Origin of the sequence: Micromonospora sp. B11E3 (assembly GCF_039871625.1) — a bacterium.
Lineage (GTDB): Bacteria > Actinomycetota > Actinomycetes > Mycobacteriales > Micromonosporaceae > Micromonospora.
This window is the reverse complement of record NZ_JBDPMC010000114.1, coordinates 1-16,196: the sequence shown is the minus strand read 5'-3', so window position 1 is coordinate 16,196 and position 16,196 is coordinate 1. Positions and strand designations below refer to the sequence as shown.

The window sequence follows — 16,196 nt, the reverse complement described above, 5'->3', positions numbered from 1 at the left end:
GGCACCGACCCCAGCGCCATCCTGCTCGCCTCCACCACCCCACCCCGCGGCCCGTCCCACGCCATGCAGGCGGAGACCACCTCCCCCTCTGACGCTCCGCCCGGCGATCGGCCGCCCGGTGCGGAAGCTGACCCGTCTGGTGGCGGCCCGACGCTTTCTGCCCCGTCCCCCGCATACCAGCTGGCAGAGGGCGATATCGCGACACCAACGGAATGGGATCTCCCGGATTTCCTGCGGACGGAGACCGACGGAGCGGGCGGGTTCCCGGGCCCGCCGGCAGGGCCGCCTGATGGTGGCCTTGCGCGTTACGCCGGTGACCCGGAACTGCCCGATATGCGGGCGGAATTGGCTTTCCCGGATTTCCTGCGGACGGAGACCGGCGGAGCGGGCGGGTTCCCGGGCTCGCCGGCAGCGCCGACACAGGCGCCTGAATTTTCGACGGAGGGGCCACCGGCGCCTGGCTCGGAGTCGCCGCGGTCGGAGTCGCCGCGGTCGGAGCCGAGACGTAAGCGTCGGCGTATCGATGGTGGGCCGGCAGAGCAGCCTGATCATGACCTGGTTTTTGACGACCGTGACCCGCCATTGTTCGATATGTCGGGAGCATGGGATCTCCTGGATCGGCCGGGGACGGAGACCGGCGGAGCGGGTGAGTCCCAGGGCTCGCCGGCAGCGCTGGCACCGGTGCCTGAATTTTCGACGGAGGAGCCAGGGGCGCCACTGGCGCCTGGCTCGGAGTCGCCGCCGCCAGAGGACGATGCGTCGTCGGCCGGGTTCGGGGACTGGATGTCGTCAGGGATGGATCCGGCGGCATTCATCATGGGGTTGCCGTCGGAGAACCGCGCGCCGGACGATGCGGTCGGGTCCTCGGGCTCGCCGGCAGCGCTGGCGCCGGCGGATGGCTCGGCGGTGCCGCCGGCGGAGGTCGATGTCGCGTCGGACTTGGACCAGAAGGTGGACGCGGCGATCACCGCGTTGTCGGCCGTGGTGCCCAGGACCCGCTTCGAGGAGTGGGCGCTCAAGGTGTTCGACGTCGACTCTCGGGAGTTCGGCGTGGGGGGCGGGCCCTTCCTTCAGCAGGTGTGGGACGCCTACGGGGAACAGTTGGCGGAGTTGGGGGTCCGCAGCCTGGATGGACTGCGTGCGTGGGTGATTCGTGAGCTGGCCGACGACCTCGCCCGGGGTGACGAGTCGAGGTTCAGGGAGATTCTTCCGTATCCGGAGGGCGTGTCGGAGCAGGAGCAGGAGGCCCTGCACCGGGTCTGGTACCACAAGATAGGAAAGGTCGATTCGGGTCATGAAGTCCGGCATGTGATTCTCTATGTGTTGGCCGGGAGGTTGCCCCTGTCGATGCGGGTCCATCATCGGTTCGGTGCCCCGTACGACATCAGATCGCCGCTGGGTGACGGTGTCCCCCCGAAACAGGTCTTGTTCTTGGAAAACGGTTACCTTTCTTTCGTCGAACCTCGTGCCGAAGACGGTTCCGGCATCGCCGACCAGATCGGTGCGGGCTTCCCCCAGGCAGAGATAGCCCCCAGCAAGCGGCGGGAACTGGATGGGGAGTTCGAGAAGACACGTGATCTGCTGCAAAAGGCGATCGACAACGCGGAGGAGAAGAATGGCGACAGCACCTACTGGCGTATCCTGGGGAACACCTTCCAGCGTAACCTCGCGGACATCCGTCGACGCCTCACCTTCCCCCACAGGCAGGTTCAGGAACTCGCCGAACACCTCCAATACTTCAAGAAGCTCAAGACCCAGGGCGGCTGGGTAGACCAGCGCCCAACGGACCTCCACGACCCATTCACCATCCGTGTGCCGGCCACGGAAATATCGGGGTTCACCCCTCCAGCGCAAGTGTTGAGCATCCGGCTGGCGGACGGCCAGCCACCGCATCGGGAGTTTGTCGCTGGGCTTGTCGTCCGGGGTGATGAGGTCAATGTCACTTTTGGGACATGGGGTGGCGGTTTTGTCGAAATCACCCCGCCCGACGGCACCGACAGTGCCATCTTCCGAAGGATCGGCCGCGAGTTCACTGCCGACGAGTTGCAGGTTCTGAAGAGAATGGCACCCGGCCGGGCGTGGACAACCGATCGCCCATTGTTCGGCGAGTCCTACCGCAGCATGGCGTCCATAAACAATAGGCGATTGAGCATATTGCTCGGCGGGGGTGTCGGGGTCGAAGGCCGCCAACCCAGTTTCCTGCCAGGCATCATGGTTGACGACGGTGAATTCGACTTTCCCGCGATGGACCGAATCTATCTCGAGAGTGGGTTTGACGCCATTGGTCGACCCATGATGTTCGCGAACATCTCGGCCACGGTCGGCGGAGCCGAACAGGACCTGTACGTGGAAGTGGTCAAGCCCGCTCCCACCGCGTACGACATCGGCGGTTTCCCCGGAAAAGTGCTGTGGGAGTTGAAGAATCGGTGGGATCTTTCCGACTCAGAAGTTTTCAAAGACACAATTAGGGCATGGAATAGATTGCCCTACCCCCTGTCGGCTAGTGTTGGTAAGGGGGGCTTGACGTTCGATGGGCGGAAGGTGCAGGTCGCCGTTGGGACGGAGATCACCTTCTGGGTAGGGAAGTGGCCGCGGCTGCCCGCATCGGAACTCGGCGTTTTCGTCGTGGTCAGGGCGCCGTTGGTCGGCGACAATAACCGACACGCCTACCGGCTCTTAAACGCGAGGACGACGATCGATAAGTTCGCTGAGCTCATGGGAACGCTCCGGAGACTGCGTGGGCACGTGCCAGCCGAGTCGGAAACTGGGCAAGCCTCGAAGCGTCAGCGCACCGATGATGATGGGCTGGTACGGAGGCCGCGCCGTCGGCGTGGGCCGGCGTTGGAACGGCGCCCGGCCGGCCCTGGCGCTCCGCACGGCAATCAGCCGTTCGGTTCGACGGAAGGTGGGCGGTCTGGTGTTGGCCCGGAGAGCTCTGCCCCGAGGGATGACTCGCCGGTATTGACCGATATGTCGATATTGGCTTCACCGGATTGGCTGCAACCGGAGCCGGAGCAGAAGGTGGCTGAGGCGATCACCACGTTGTCGGCCGTGGTGTCCATTGACCAGGCGACACTCTTCGAGGAGTGGGCGCTCAAGGTGTTCGACTTCGATCCTCGGCGGTTTGACATGGGGGTGGCCGGGGTCTTTCAGCCGGTGTTGGACGCCTACGGGGACCAGTTGGCGGAGGTGAAGGTCCGCAGCCTGGATGGACTGCGTGCGTGGGTGATTCGTGAGCTGGCCGACGACCTCGCCCGGGGTACCGAGTCGAGGTTCAGGGAGATTCTTCCGTATCCGCAGGGCGTGTCGGAGCAGGAGCAGGAGGCGCTGCACCGGATCTGGCTCCAAAAGGTCGTAGGTGGCGGGGTTCACGAACTCACGCATGTGCCTTTCCATGTGCTGGCCGAGAAGTTGTCGCCGATGCAGGTCCATCATCCGTTCGGTGCCCCGTACGGCATCGGCCCGCGGTCGGGTGACGATGTCGTCCCGAAACAGGTCCTGTGGTGGAGGGGCGCTTACTTCCTCGTCAAACCTCGTGCCGAAGACGGTTCCGGCATCGCCGGCCGGATCGATGCGGGCTTCCCCCAGGCAAAGATAGATCCCAGCAATCGGCGGGAACTGGATGGGGTCTTCGAGTCGACGCGTCGTCTGCTGCAAAGTGCGATCGCCAAGGCGGAGAAGAATCGCGACAGCGCCTACTCGCGTATCCTGGGAAATGCCTTCCGGCGTGACCTCGCGGTCATCCGTCAAGGCTCCTTCCCGTACAGTCAGATCCAGGAACTCGCCGCACACCTCCGATACTTGCGCAATCTCCAGCACCAGGGCGGCTGGGAAGACCAGCGCCCAACGGGCCTCCACGCCCCATTCACCATCCGTGTCCCGGCCACCCCCGTGCGGCATGACCCGGAGATATCGGGGTTCACTCGTCCGGTGCCAGGGTTGAGCATCGGGCCGGCCGGCCAGGAGGTGCGTCTCGATGATATCGATGGGCTTGTTGGCCCGGGTGATGAGGTCGATGTCACTGTCGGGGAGATTAGGAAAGGGGTGGTTGTCGGTTTTGTCGAAATCACCGCGGCCGACGGCACCGGAAGCGCCACCTTCCGAAGGATCGACCGCGAGTTCACTGCCGACGAGTTGAAAGTTCTGAAGACAATGGCACCCGGCCGGGCGTGGACAACCGATCGCCCATTGTTCGTCGAGTCCTACCGCTCCACGACGTCCCTAAGAAAGCACAATTATGGTAGGCAATCGGCGGGTGGTAGGCGATTGGGCCTACACCTCGGCGGGGGTGCCTGGGTCAAAGGCCGCCAGCCCGATCTCCCGCCAGACATCGTGGCCGGCGGAGGTTCGTTCGGCTTTCCCGCGACGAACCAAATTTATCTCGAGAGCGGGTTTGACGCCATTGGTCGACCCATGATGTTCGCGGAAATCTCGGCCACGGTCGGCGAAGCCGAACAGAACCTGTACGCGAAAGTGGTCAACCCCGCTTTCGACGTGAACGACATCGGCGGGATCTTCGCGTCCGGAAAAGTGCTGTGGGAGCTGGAGAATCGGTGGGATCTTTCCGACTCAGTGGCTTTCCAAGGCGAAATTGCGCCGCAAAACAAATTGCCCTACCCCCTGACGAATAGTGATAGTAAGGGGGACTTGATCGGTGGGGGGAAGGTGCAGGTCGCCGTTGGGACGCCGATCACCTTCTGGGTAGGGAAGTGGCCGCGGCTGCCCGCATCGGAACTCGGCGTTTTCGTCGTGGTCAGGGCGCCGTTGGTCGGCGACAAAGACCGACACGCCTACCGGCTCTTCATAGCCAGCGAGAAGATCGATGGGTTCGGTGAGCTCATTGGAAAGCTCGACCGGCAGCGGGGAGTCACCAGGCTTGCCCCGCAAGCCGAGGGGGCACCTGAGCCGACCGGGCAGGGTCCGGGTGCCGGGGATGAGTCGGGTGCCGAGGATGGGTTGCCAGGGACGCCACTGGCGCGTGACTCGGCGTTGCCGTCGGCGGCCGGTGCGCCGGTCGGGTCCTCGGGCTCGCCGGCAGCGCTGGCGCCGGCGGATGGCTCGGGGGTGCCGCCGGCGGAGGTCGATGTCGCGTCGGACTTGGACCAGAAGGTGGACGCGGCGATCACCGCGTTGTCGGCCGTGGTGCCCAGGACCCGCTTCGAGGAGTGGGCGCTCAAGGTGTTCGACGTCGACTCTCGGGAGTTCGGCGTGGGGGGCGGGCCCTTCCTTCAGCAGGTGTGGGACGCCTACGGGGAACAGTTGGCGGAGTTGGGGGTCCGCAGCCTGGATGGACTGCGTGCGTGGGTGATTCGTGAGCTGGCCGACGACCTCGCCCGGGGTGACGAGTCGAGGTTCAGGGAGATTCTTCCGTATCCGGAGGGCGTGTCGGAGCAGGAGCAGGAGGCCCTGCACCGGGTCTGGTACCACAAGATAGGAAAGGTCGATTCGGGTCATGAAGTCCGGCATGTGATTCTCTATGTGTTGGCCGGGAGGTTGCCCCTGTCGATGCGGGTCCATCATGGGTTCGGTGCCCCGTACGACATCATCTCGCCGCTGGGTGACGGTGTCCCCCCGAAACAGGTCTTGTTCTTGGAAAACGGTTACCTTTCTTTCGTCGAGCCTCGTGCCGAAGACGGTTCCGGCATCGCCGACCAGATCGGTGCGGGCTTCCCCCAGGCAGAGATAGCTCCCAGCAGGCGGCGGGAACTGGATGGGGAGTTCGAGTCGACACGTGATCTGCTGCAAAAGGCGATCGACAACGCGGAGAAGAAGAATCGCGACAGCACCTACTGGCGTATCCTGGGGAACACCTTCCAGCGTAACCTCGCGGACATCCGTCGACGCCTCACCTTCCCCGACAGGCAGGCTCAGGAACTCGCCGAACACCTCCGATACTTCAAGAAGCTCAAGACCCAGGGCGGCTGGGTAGACCAGCGCCCAACGGACCTCCACGACCCATTCACCATCCGTGTGCCGGCCACGGAGATGTCGGAGTTCACCCCTCCAGCGCAAGTGTTGAGCATCCGGCTGGCGGACGGCCAGCCACCGCATCGGGAGTTTGTCGCTGGGCTTGTCGTCCGGGGTGATGAGGTCAATGTCACTTTTGGGATAAGGGGTGGCGGTTTTGTCGAAATCACCCCGCCCGACGGCACCGACAGCGCCATCTTCCGACGGATCGGCCGCGAGTTCACTGCCGACGAGTTGAAGGTTCTGAAGAGAATGGCGGGTGCCCAGGTCGCACCCGGCCGGGCGTGGACAACCGATCGCCCGTTGTTCGGCGCGTCCTACCGCGCCACGACGAGCGTAGGCACGACAGTTGATGATCGTAGGCGATTGGGCGTGCCACTCGGCGGGGGTGTCGGGGTCCAAGGCCACCGGGTCAGGCTCCCGCCAGGCATAATAGTTGGCGGAGGTGAATTCAACTTTCCCAGGATAAACCGAATTCGTATCGAGCTCGGGTTTGACCACAGTGGTGAACCCATGATGGTCGCGGAAATGTTGGCCGAGGAGAACGAAACCTCAAAGAACCTGTACGCGGAATTCGCTCCCACCGTGCACGACATCCGCCGGACCTTGAGTTCCGGAAAAGTGCTGTGGGAGCTGGAGAATCGGTGGGATCTTTCCGACTCAGTGGCTTTCCAAGGCGAAATTGCGCAGTACAACAAATTGCCCTACCCCCTGACGAATAGTGATAGTAAGGGGGACTTGATCGGTGGGGCGAAGGTGCAGGTCGCCGTTGGGACGCCGATCACCTTCTGGGTAGGGAAGTGGCCGCGGCTGGTCCGATCGGCAATCGGCGTTTTCGTCGTGGTCAGGGCGCCGTTGGTCGGCGACAATGACCGACACGCCTACCGGCTCTTCATAGCCAGCGAGAAGATCGATGGGTTCAATGAGCTCATCGGAAGGCTCGACCGGCAGCGGGGAGTCACCAGGCTTGCCCCGCAAGCCGAGGGGGCACCTGAGCCGACCGGGCAGGGTCCGAGCACCGGTGATGAGTCGGGCGCCGGGGATGGGTCGGATGCCGAGGGTGAGTCGGGTTCCGAGGGTGAGTCGGGTTCCGAGGGTGGGCCGTTGCCTGGTGGTGCGGCGGCGTTTGAGTGGGGTCCTGGGGAGGGTGGTTCGTCTTCGGGTGGTGGGAAGGGTGTGTTGCCGTCGGGGTGGGCGGCGGGTGTGGAGCCGTCGGTGGAGTGGGTTGAGGGTGGTTGGCGTGTGTCGTATCGGAGTTCGGCAGGTTTGCCTGCTTGGGACGAGATGACGCATGTGTTTACTGATCGGTTCACCTGGCAGGGTAAGAATTCGTTGCGGTTGGTGCCGACGCCGGGGGAGGCTCGTCCTTTCCGGGTGGAGCATGCGGGGAAGGATGCGGGTGAGCGGGTCTACGCCGATTATTGGTTGCATCGTGGGTCGGGGACGGTGGTGTTCCGTCTGCGTTTGGAGCCGGATGCGGATGTGACGGAGGCTGCGATTCTGGGCACGTTGGGTGCGGTTGAGCAGTGGGTGGTGGAGACCAATCGGGCTGTGGGGGTTGGGGGTGGGCCGCGGGTCGAGGTGGTGTTCGATCCGGTGTCCAGCGAGGTCCGGTCGAAGGTGCGGCTGAGTCCTTTTGGTGATGCTCTGCGGGAGAGCGAGAATGTGTGGGTCAGTGCGGATGAGTCGGAGGGTCGGATCGAGCAGTTCCATTGGCTTGCGGAGCTTGATCCTGACCGGTACGGGCATGAGTTCGGGCATTTACTTGGGCTTCTGCACCCTTGGTCGCCCAAGGATTTGCTGAGGGAGACCAGGCCGGCCGGTAAGGATCATCCTACCGGTGAGGATCATGATCCTGGGTTCACGAAGCGGGAGAAGGACCAGATCTGGGCGGTGGCTGATTTCGCGGCGCCGACGGGTGCGCCACGGTCGGTTGGGTCGTCCGGGTCTGAGTCGTCCGGTTATGAGTCGTCCGGGTCTAAGTCGTCCGGGTATGAGTCGTCCGGTTATGAGTCTGAGTCCGAGTCCGAGTCTGAGTCTGAGTCTTTGGACGTGTCGTCCCGTTCGTTGCCTGGTCGGCCGGCGGCGATGGAATGGGGCCCGGCCGGCTCTGACGCTCCGCCCGGCGATCGGCCGTCCGGTGCGGAAGGCGGCCGGCCTGATGATGGCCTGGATCTTGAGCATGACCCGAAACCGTTCGACATGTCGGAACCATCGGCTTTCCTGGATCGGCGGCGGACGGAGACCGACGGAGCGGGTGGGTCCCCGGGCTCGCCGGCAGCGCGGACACCGGCGTCTCACTTTTTGACGGAGGGGCTAGGGGGGCCACCGACGCCTGGCTCGCCGGAGTCGGGACCTGAGCCGAAGCGTCAGCGCATCGAATATGAGCCGACAGGGCAGCAGCCTCACGGTGGCCTGCATTTTTACGCCGGTGATCCGCAATTGCCCGATAACTTGGAAGACTTGGCTTTCCCGGATTGGCTGCTGCCGGCGGCCGGCGGAGCGGGTGGGTCCCCGGGCTCGACGGCAGCGCCGACACAGGCGCCTGAATTTTCGACGGAGGGGGCAGGGGTGCCACCGGCGCTCGGCTCGGCGTTGCCGCCGCCGGCGGACGTTGCGCCGGGCGAGTTCCTGGACCTGCTGCCAGGAACGGATCCGACGGACGATGCGCCGGGCGAGTCCATGGACTGGCTGTCGTCAGGGATGGACCCGTCGGCATTCATCATGCCGTCGGAGAACCCCGCGCTGGCCGATGCGCCGGTCGGGTCCCCGGGCTCGCCGGCAGCGCCGGCACCGGCGGATGGCTCGGCGGCGCCGCCGGCGGAGGTCGATGTCGCGTCGGGCTTGGAGCAGAAGGTGACTGCGGCGATCACCACGTTGTCGGCCCTGGTGTCCAGTGACCACCAGGCGACACTCTTCGAGGAGTGGGCGCTCAAGGTGTTCGACGTCGATCCTCGGCGGTTTGACACGGGGGTGGCTGGGGTCTTTCAGCCGGTGTTGGACGCCTTTGGGGAACAGTTGGCGGAGTTGAAGGTCCGCAGCCTGGATGGACTGCGTGCGTGGGTGATTCGTGAGCTGGCCGACGACCTCGCCCGGGACGAAGGGTCGAAATTTAGGAAGATTCTTCCGTATCCGCAGGGCGTGTCGGAGCAGGAGCAGGAGGCGCTGCACCGGATCTGGTTCCCCAAGGTCGTAGGTGGCGGGGTTCACGAACTCACGCTTGTGCCTTTCCATGTGGCGGCCGAGAAGTTGGGGCCGATGTGGGTCCATCATCCGTTCGGCGCCCCGTACCGCATCGGCCCGCGGCCGGGTGACGGTGTCGTCCCGAAACAGGTCCTGTGGTGGAAGGGCGCTTACTTCCTCGTCAAACCCCGTGCCGAAGACGGCATCGCCGACCAGATCGCTGCGGGCTTCCCCCAGGCAAAGATAGACACCAGCGAGCGGGAGAAACTGGATGGGGAGTTTGAAAAGACACGTGATCTGCTGCAAGACGCGATCGCCAAGGCGGAGAATAATCGCGACAGCGCCTACTCGCGTATCCTGGAAAATACCTTCCGGCGTGACCTCGCGGTCATCCGTCAACGCTCCTCCTTCCCGTACAGTCAGGTCCGGGAACTCGACGCACACCTCCGATACTTGCGCAATCTCAAGGACCAGGGCGGCTGGGAAGACCAGCGTCCAACAGACCTCGCCGCCCCATTCACCATCCGTGTCCCGGTCACCCCCGTGCGGCATGACCCGGAGATATCGGGGTTCACTCGTCCGGTGCCAGGGTTGGACATCGGGCCGGCCGGCCAGAAGATACGCCTCGATGGTATCGATGGGCTTGTTAGCCTGGGTGATAAGGTCGATGTCACTTTCGTGAAGATTGCGATTTCGGGAGGGGGTGCCGGTTTTGCCGAAATCACCGCGGCCGACGGCACCAAAAGCACCATCTTCCGAAGGATTGACCGCGAGTTAACTGCCGAAGAGATGCGCGCTCTGAGGAAAACGATACCCGACCGGGCGTGGGCAAACGAGCGCCCATTATTCGTCGAGTCCTACCGCGGCACGACGTCGGTAATGAGCAAAAAACGATTGGGCGTACGGCTCGGCAGGCATGGCGGGGTGGGGAGATCGAAGAAATCCCCCCAGAACTATCTTTCGGATGGCGTCTTGGCCGGCGGAGGTTCGTTCAAATTTCCCAAGATAAACCGAATTGGTTTCGAAGCCGGGTTTGACGCCATTGGTCGACCCATGGTGGTCGTGGAAATGTTGGCCACGGAGAGCGGAGCCGGAGAGAACCTGTACTTTAAACTGGTCCATCCCGCCCCCACCGTGGACGACATCATCGGGATGTCGCAGTCCGCAGATGCCGTGTGGGAGCTGGAGGATCGGTGGGATCTTGCCGACGCAGTGACTTTCAACGACGCAATATTTTCGGATAGCCGATTGCCCGCCCCCCTGGGTATTAAGATTGGTCCGGCCGGCAAGACGTTCGGTGGGGAGGAGGTGCAGCTCGCCCCTGGGACGGAGATCACCTTCCGGGTAGGGAAGTGGCCGCAGCTGGCCGGGTTGAAACGCGGCGTATTCGTCGTGGTCGGGGCGCCGTTGGTCGGCGACGCTAGCCGACACGCCTACCGGCTCGTCGTCGCGGGCAAGAAGATGGATGAGTTCGATAGGATCATCAAGAGGCTCAACGACCGGCAGGAAGAGGCTGCACGGGTGGGCGGGGCGTGGAGACTCGACCCCCCGTCGTTCGTCGGGTCCTACCACATCACGGCGTCGCTAAACGCCAAATCGAAAAAATCTCGGAAGTTGGACGTAGAATTCGCCGGCAGCCCGGTCTATATCCCACAGACCGTGGTGGTCGACGGAGGTTCGTTCGTCTTTCCTGCGGACATCAAAAAAGTTCGTCTCGAACTCGGGTATGACAGCACTGGTCGATCCGCCGCGTTCGTGGAACTACCGGCCGAAAATAGTCCTACCCGGGAGACCCTGTACCTGGAGCTGGAGCCCGCCCCCACCGCAGACGACATCGAGTCGCTGCGCAGAAGGGCGCTGTGGGTGCCGCAGAATCAGTGGGATCTTTCCGAGGCAGAGGAGTTCGAGGACGTACTGACGACGGGCAACCGATTGCCCCGTCCCCTGCGGTCTAGGATTGGTGTGGAGGATGCGACGCTCGGTGGGGCGAAGGTGGATGTCACCGCTCAGAAGATGGTCACCTTCTGGGTAGGGAAGTGGAAGCGGCAGGTCGGATCGGAATCCGTTACCGGCGTTTTCGTCGTGGTCAGGGCGCCGTTGGTCGGCGGAACCGGACACGCCTACAAGATCATCAAAACGGACAAGGAAATCGATAAGTTCAATAAACTCATATACGCGCTCCGAACCCGGCAGGAAAGGTTGAACACGCGCATCCTTAGAGGGTGGCAACCTAAGCCGACCGGGCAGGGTCCGGACGCCGGGGGTGAGTCGGGCGCCGGGCATGGGTCGGGTGCCGAGGGTGAGTCGGGCGCCGGGCATGGGTCGGGTGCCGGGGATGGGTTGCCTGGGCATGCGGCGCCGATCGCCAGCATTCTCGTGCTCCCGACCCGGCGTAACACCGCGCTGGACCCGACCGACGTCGAGCTCGGTCCGCTTCCGGAGGACCCGGATCTGAGCCTGTCCGGGTCCGACTACTCGCCCAGGCTGGGTGTCGTACCGGAGGAATGGGCTCCTCCGGCCGGCTCTGACACTGTGGTCGACGTCGAGGATGTGGCCGGCGTGGCCGTATCCACGGAAGCCGCGTCGAGTGCGGCAGGAGCCGCCACGGCGCGAGGCTCGGTGGAGCCGGTCGAGATTGATGCGGAGCGGTGGTGGCCGAAGCGTGATGTGGACCGCCGCGGTAAGCCACGTTTCGTCCACGCGTTTGATGTCAGCCGGGATGGGGTGCGGCGGCTGCCGGATAGTGGTGAGCGGATCGCGGTGCGGTTTGCGCTGGTTCCGGGGGATGAGTGGGTTATTCGGCGGCGGTTGTTTGTGGCGGGTCCGCCGGACGCGGTGAAGCAGGTGAAGCGGGACACTCTGGACGGTATCGCCGCGTTGAACGGCAAGCCGGCGGTGTTGCCGGAGGTCGGCAAGACGCTGCGGTGGGAAGTGCAGTTCGTGGACGATGAGGCCCTGGCCCATCAGAAGGTCACGGTCGTCGACTCGGATAGCGGGACGGATCAGCGTCGTTGGGCGGCGGGTGAAAAGCCTGGGGTGTACGTGCATGAGGTCGTGCACGGGGCCGGTGTTGTCGACCGGGACGACTCGACGCTGATGGGCCCGCACAGGCACGGTGCTGATTGGAGTTTGTCCGACGAGGATCTGCGGGACATCGTGGAGATCCTCAAGCCTCATTACGCGGGTGTGGTGGGCAGTGACGGTCCTGCGGTACGGCCGGCGGGTGCGGCCAGCGCGGCGCGGGGCCCGGCCACCGTGCAGGAGTGGTGGGACAGGGGCTTCGACGTGCCGCCGAGGTACCAGAAGCCGCCGGCCGAGCCTGTCGGCAACGACCTGATGGACGACAGTGACAGTGACAGTGACAGTGACGGGCCCTACGTGCCCTCGGCCCGGGAGCGGACGGAGAAGGCCGCCGTGCCGGGCCCGCACTTGGCCCGCGTGTTTGCCCCGCCGCCGGGCCCGAGCGCCGCACCCGGTCCCGGTCACATCGCGGAGGCCTCCGGGGGGGACGGTGTTGCCGTGGCGCCGTCGGTGCCGACGGCCCCGGCCCGGCCGGAGATCGTGGATTCCCCGGAGTGGGATGGCTTCTTCCAGCAGGTGCTGGACAGGGCGGGGGGCCAGGTGGCGGGGACGCTCGGTCTGCCGACGGTGGAGATTGATGATGTCCGCCACCATCTGGCCGTCGAGGTTGACCGGATCGTCGGGCGTACGGATTTCCGGGATCGTCTGGATCCGTCCGGTTCTTCCTTGGAGGTGTTGCGGGAGGCGTTGGAGTCCAGGGGGAGGTCTGTGCCCGGCCTGACGCAGGTTTTGCCGCATCTGGTCTCGGCGGCGTTCGGGATCGATATCGCGGTGTCCGGCAGCGGGACCGTCGGGCACGATCAGGGTGCCGGCCCGCAGGCGGGCACCGGTCAGGGGCGCCTGCGCCGGCCTGCGGGCCGGGGACGGGGGGCAGCGCCCGGCGGGTCCGACTCCGGTGAGTTCGGCCCCGGGCCGATGGTCCAGGACGTCGAGTTGGGCGAGGCGGCGGCGCCGCTGCGCACAGGCGATCGGGCAGGACTCCCAGCTGATGTGGCGGACGGGTGGACGGCGGGGAAGCCACCGGAGCTGACCGGCGGGTACACCAAAATGGTCCAGGTCGACCGGGTAGGGCGGCTGACGTTCACGCTGGACGGCAAACCGCCGGGTGTCGGTGTGGCCGCTGCGGGCCAGGAGGCGACGGTCTGGTTCGGTCGCACGGACGGGTTGCCTGAGGGTGAGCCGGCCGCGTGGATCAAGGTCGAGAGCCTGGAGGGCTGGGAGGGCGGCCCGTTCTGGCGGTGGCTGGACCCGGCCCCCACCCAGGACGACCTGAACAGGCTGGAGACCTACGTGCGCCAAACCGTGCATGCGGGCGAGTGGACGGCGGTGTACCCGCCGGAGCTGACCGGCGGGTACACCAAAGAGGTCCGGCTCGACCGGCAAGGGCGGCTGCCGTTCACGGTGGGCGGCAAGAAGCCGGGTGTCGGTGCGGCCGCTGCGGGCCAGGAGGCGACGGTCTGGTTCGGTCCCCGCCCGGACGGGTCGCCTGAGGGTGAGCCGGCCGCGTGGATCAAGGTCGAGAGCCTGGAGGGCTGGGAGGGCGGCCCGTTCTGGCGGTGGCTGGACCCGGCCCCCACCCAGGACGACCTGAACAGGCTGCGGACCTACGTGAGCCAAACCATGCGTGCGGGCGAGTGGACGGCGGGGGAGCCGCCGCAGCTGACCGGCGGGTACACCAAAGAGGTCCGGCTCAACCGGCAAGGGCGGCTGACGTTCACGCTGGACGGCAAGACGCCGGGTGTCGGTGTGGCCGCTGCGGGCCAGGAGGCGACGGTCTGGTTCGGTCCCCGCACGGACGGGTTGCCTGAGGGTGAGCCGGCCGCGTGGATCAAGGTCGAGAGCCTGGACGGCCGGAAGGGCGGCCCGTTCTGGCGGTGGCTGGACCCGGCCCCGACCAAGGAGGACCTGAAGAGGCTGGAGACCTACGAGAACCGGACCGTGCGTGCGGGCGCGTGGACGGCGGGGGACCCGCCGGAGCTGACCGGCGGGTACACCAAAGAGGTCCAGGTCGACCGGCTAGGGCGGCTGCCGTTCAGGCTGGGCGGCAAGAAGCCGGGTGTCGGTGTGGCCGCTGCGGGCCAGGAGGCGACGGTCTGGTTCGGTCACCGCACGGACGAGTCGCATGAGGGTGAGCCGGCCGCGTGGATCAAGGTCGAGAGCCTGGAGGGCCGGGAGGGCGGCCCGTTCTGGCTGTGGCTGGACCCGGCCCCCACCAAAAAGGACCTGAAGAGGCTGCGGAATTACGAGAACCGGACCGTGGATGCGGGCGGGTGGACGGCGGGGGACCCGCCGAAGCTGACCGGCGGGTACACCAAAGAGGTCCAGGTCGACCCGCAAGGGCGGCTGCCGTTCCCGGTGGGCGGCACGCCGGGTGTCGGTGTGGCCGCTGCGGGCCAGATGGCGACGGTCTGGTTCGGTCCCCGCACGGACGGGTCGCCTGAGGGTGAGCTGGCCGGGTGGATCAAGGTCGAGAGCCTGGAGGGCCGGGAGGGCGGCCCGTTCTGGCTGTGGCTGGACCCGGCCCCCACCAAAAAGGACCTGAAGAGGCTGCGGACCTACGAGCCCCGGACCGTGGATGCGGGCGAGTGGACGGCGGGGGACCCGCCGCAGCTGCCCGGCGGGTACACCAAAGAGGTCCCGATCGACAGGCAAGGGCGGCTGACGTTCACGCTGGACGGCAAGATGCCGGGTGTCGGTGCGGTCGCTGCGGGCCAGGAGGCGACGGTCTGGTTCGGTCCCCGCACGGACGGGTCGCATGAGGGTGAGCCGGCCGCGTGGATCAAGGTCGAGAGCCTGGAGGGCCGGGAGGGCGGCCCGTTCTGGCTGTGGCTGGACCCGGCCCCCACCCAGGACGACCTGAACAGGCTGCGGACCTACGTGAGCCAAACCATGCGTGCGGGCGAGTGGACGGCGGGGGAGCCGCCGCAGCTGACCGGCGGGTACACCAAAGAGGTCAAGCTCGACCAGCAAGGGCGGCTGCCGTTCACGGTGGGCGGCAAGAAGCCGGGTGTCGGTGTGGCCGCTGCGGGCCAGGAGGCGACGGTCTGGTTCGGTCCCCGCACGGACGGGTCGCATGAGGGTGAGCCGGCCGCGTGGATCAAGGTCGAGAGCCTGGACGGCCGGAAGGGCGGCCCGTTCTGGCGGTGGCTGGACCCGGCCCCCACCCAGGACGACCTGAACAGGCTGGAGACCTACGTGCGCCAAACCGTGCATGCGGGCGCGTGGACGGCGGGGGACCCGCCGCAGCTGACCGACGGGTACACCAAAGAGATCCCGCTCAACCGGCAAGGGCAGCTACCGTTCACGGTGGGCGGCAAGAAGCCGGGTGTCGGTGCGGCCGCTGCGGGCCAGATGGCGACGGTCTGGTTCGGTCACCGCACGGACGAGTCGCATGAGGGTGAGCCGGCCGCGGCGATCGAGGTCGAAAGCCTGGAGGGCCGGAAGGGCGGCCCGTTCTGGCGGTGGATGGACCCGGCCCCCACCAAAAAGGACCTGAACAGGCTGCGGACCTACGAGAACCGGACCGTGCGTGCGGGCGGGTGGACGGCGGGGGACCCGCCGGAGCTGCCCGACGGGTACACCAAAGAGGTCAAGCTCGACCGGCGAGGGCGGCTGCCGTTCAGGCTGGGCGGCAAGACGCTGCATGTCGATGTGGCCGCTGCGTACCGGGAGGCGACGGTCGGGTTCGGTCGCCGCACGGACGAGTCGCCTGCGGGTGAGCGGGCCGCGTGGATCAAGGTCAAGGGCCTGAAGGGCCGGGAGGGCGGCTCGTTCTGGCGGTGGATGGACCCGGCCCCCACCAAAAAGGACCTGAAGAGGCTGCAGGCCTACGAGTACAAATCCCACCGAGCCGTGGATGCGGGTGGGTGGACGGCGGGAGACCCGCCGCAGCTGACCGGCGGGTCCAGCGACAACGCCGCCGCGGTGACACCCGCATCAACCGGATCCGTAGCCGCGGCATACCA

General features: G+C 65.9%; 1 pseudogene. It reads left to right on the top strand.

Annotation, left to right across the window (positions count from 1 at the left end):
* Positions 1 to 795 precede the first annotated feature (795 nt).
* A pseudogene (locus tag ABGB16_RS31190) lies at positions 796 to 16,196 on the top strand (hypothetical protein); the annotation flags it as partial.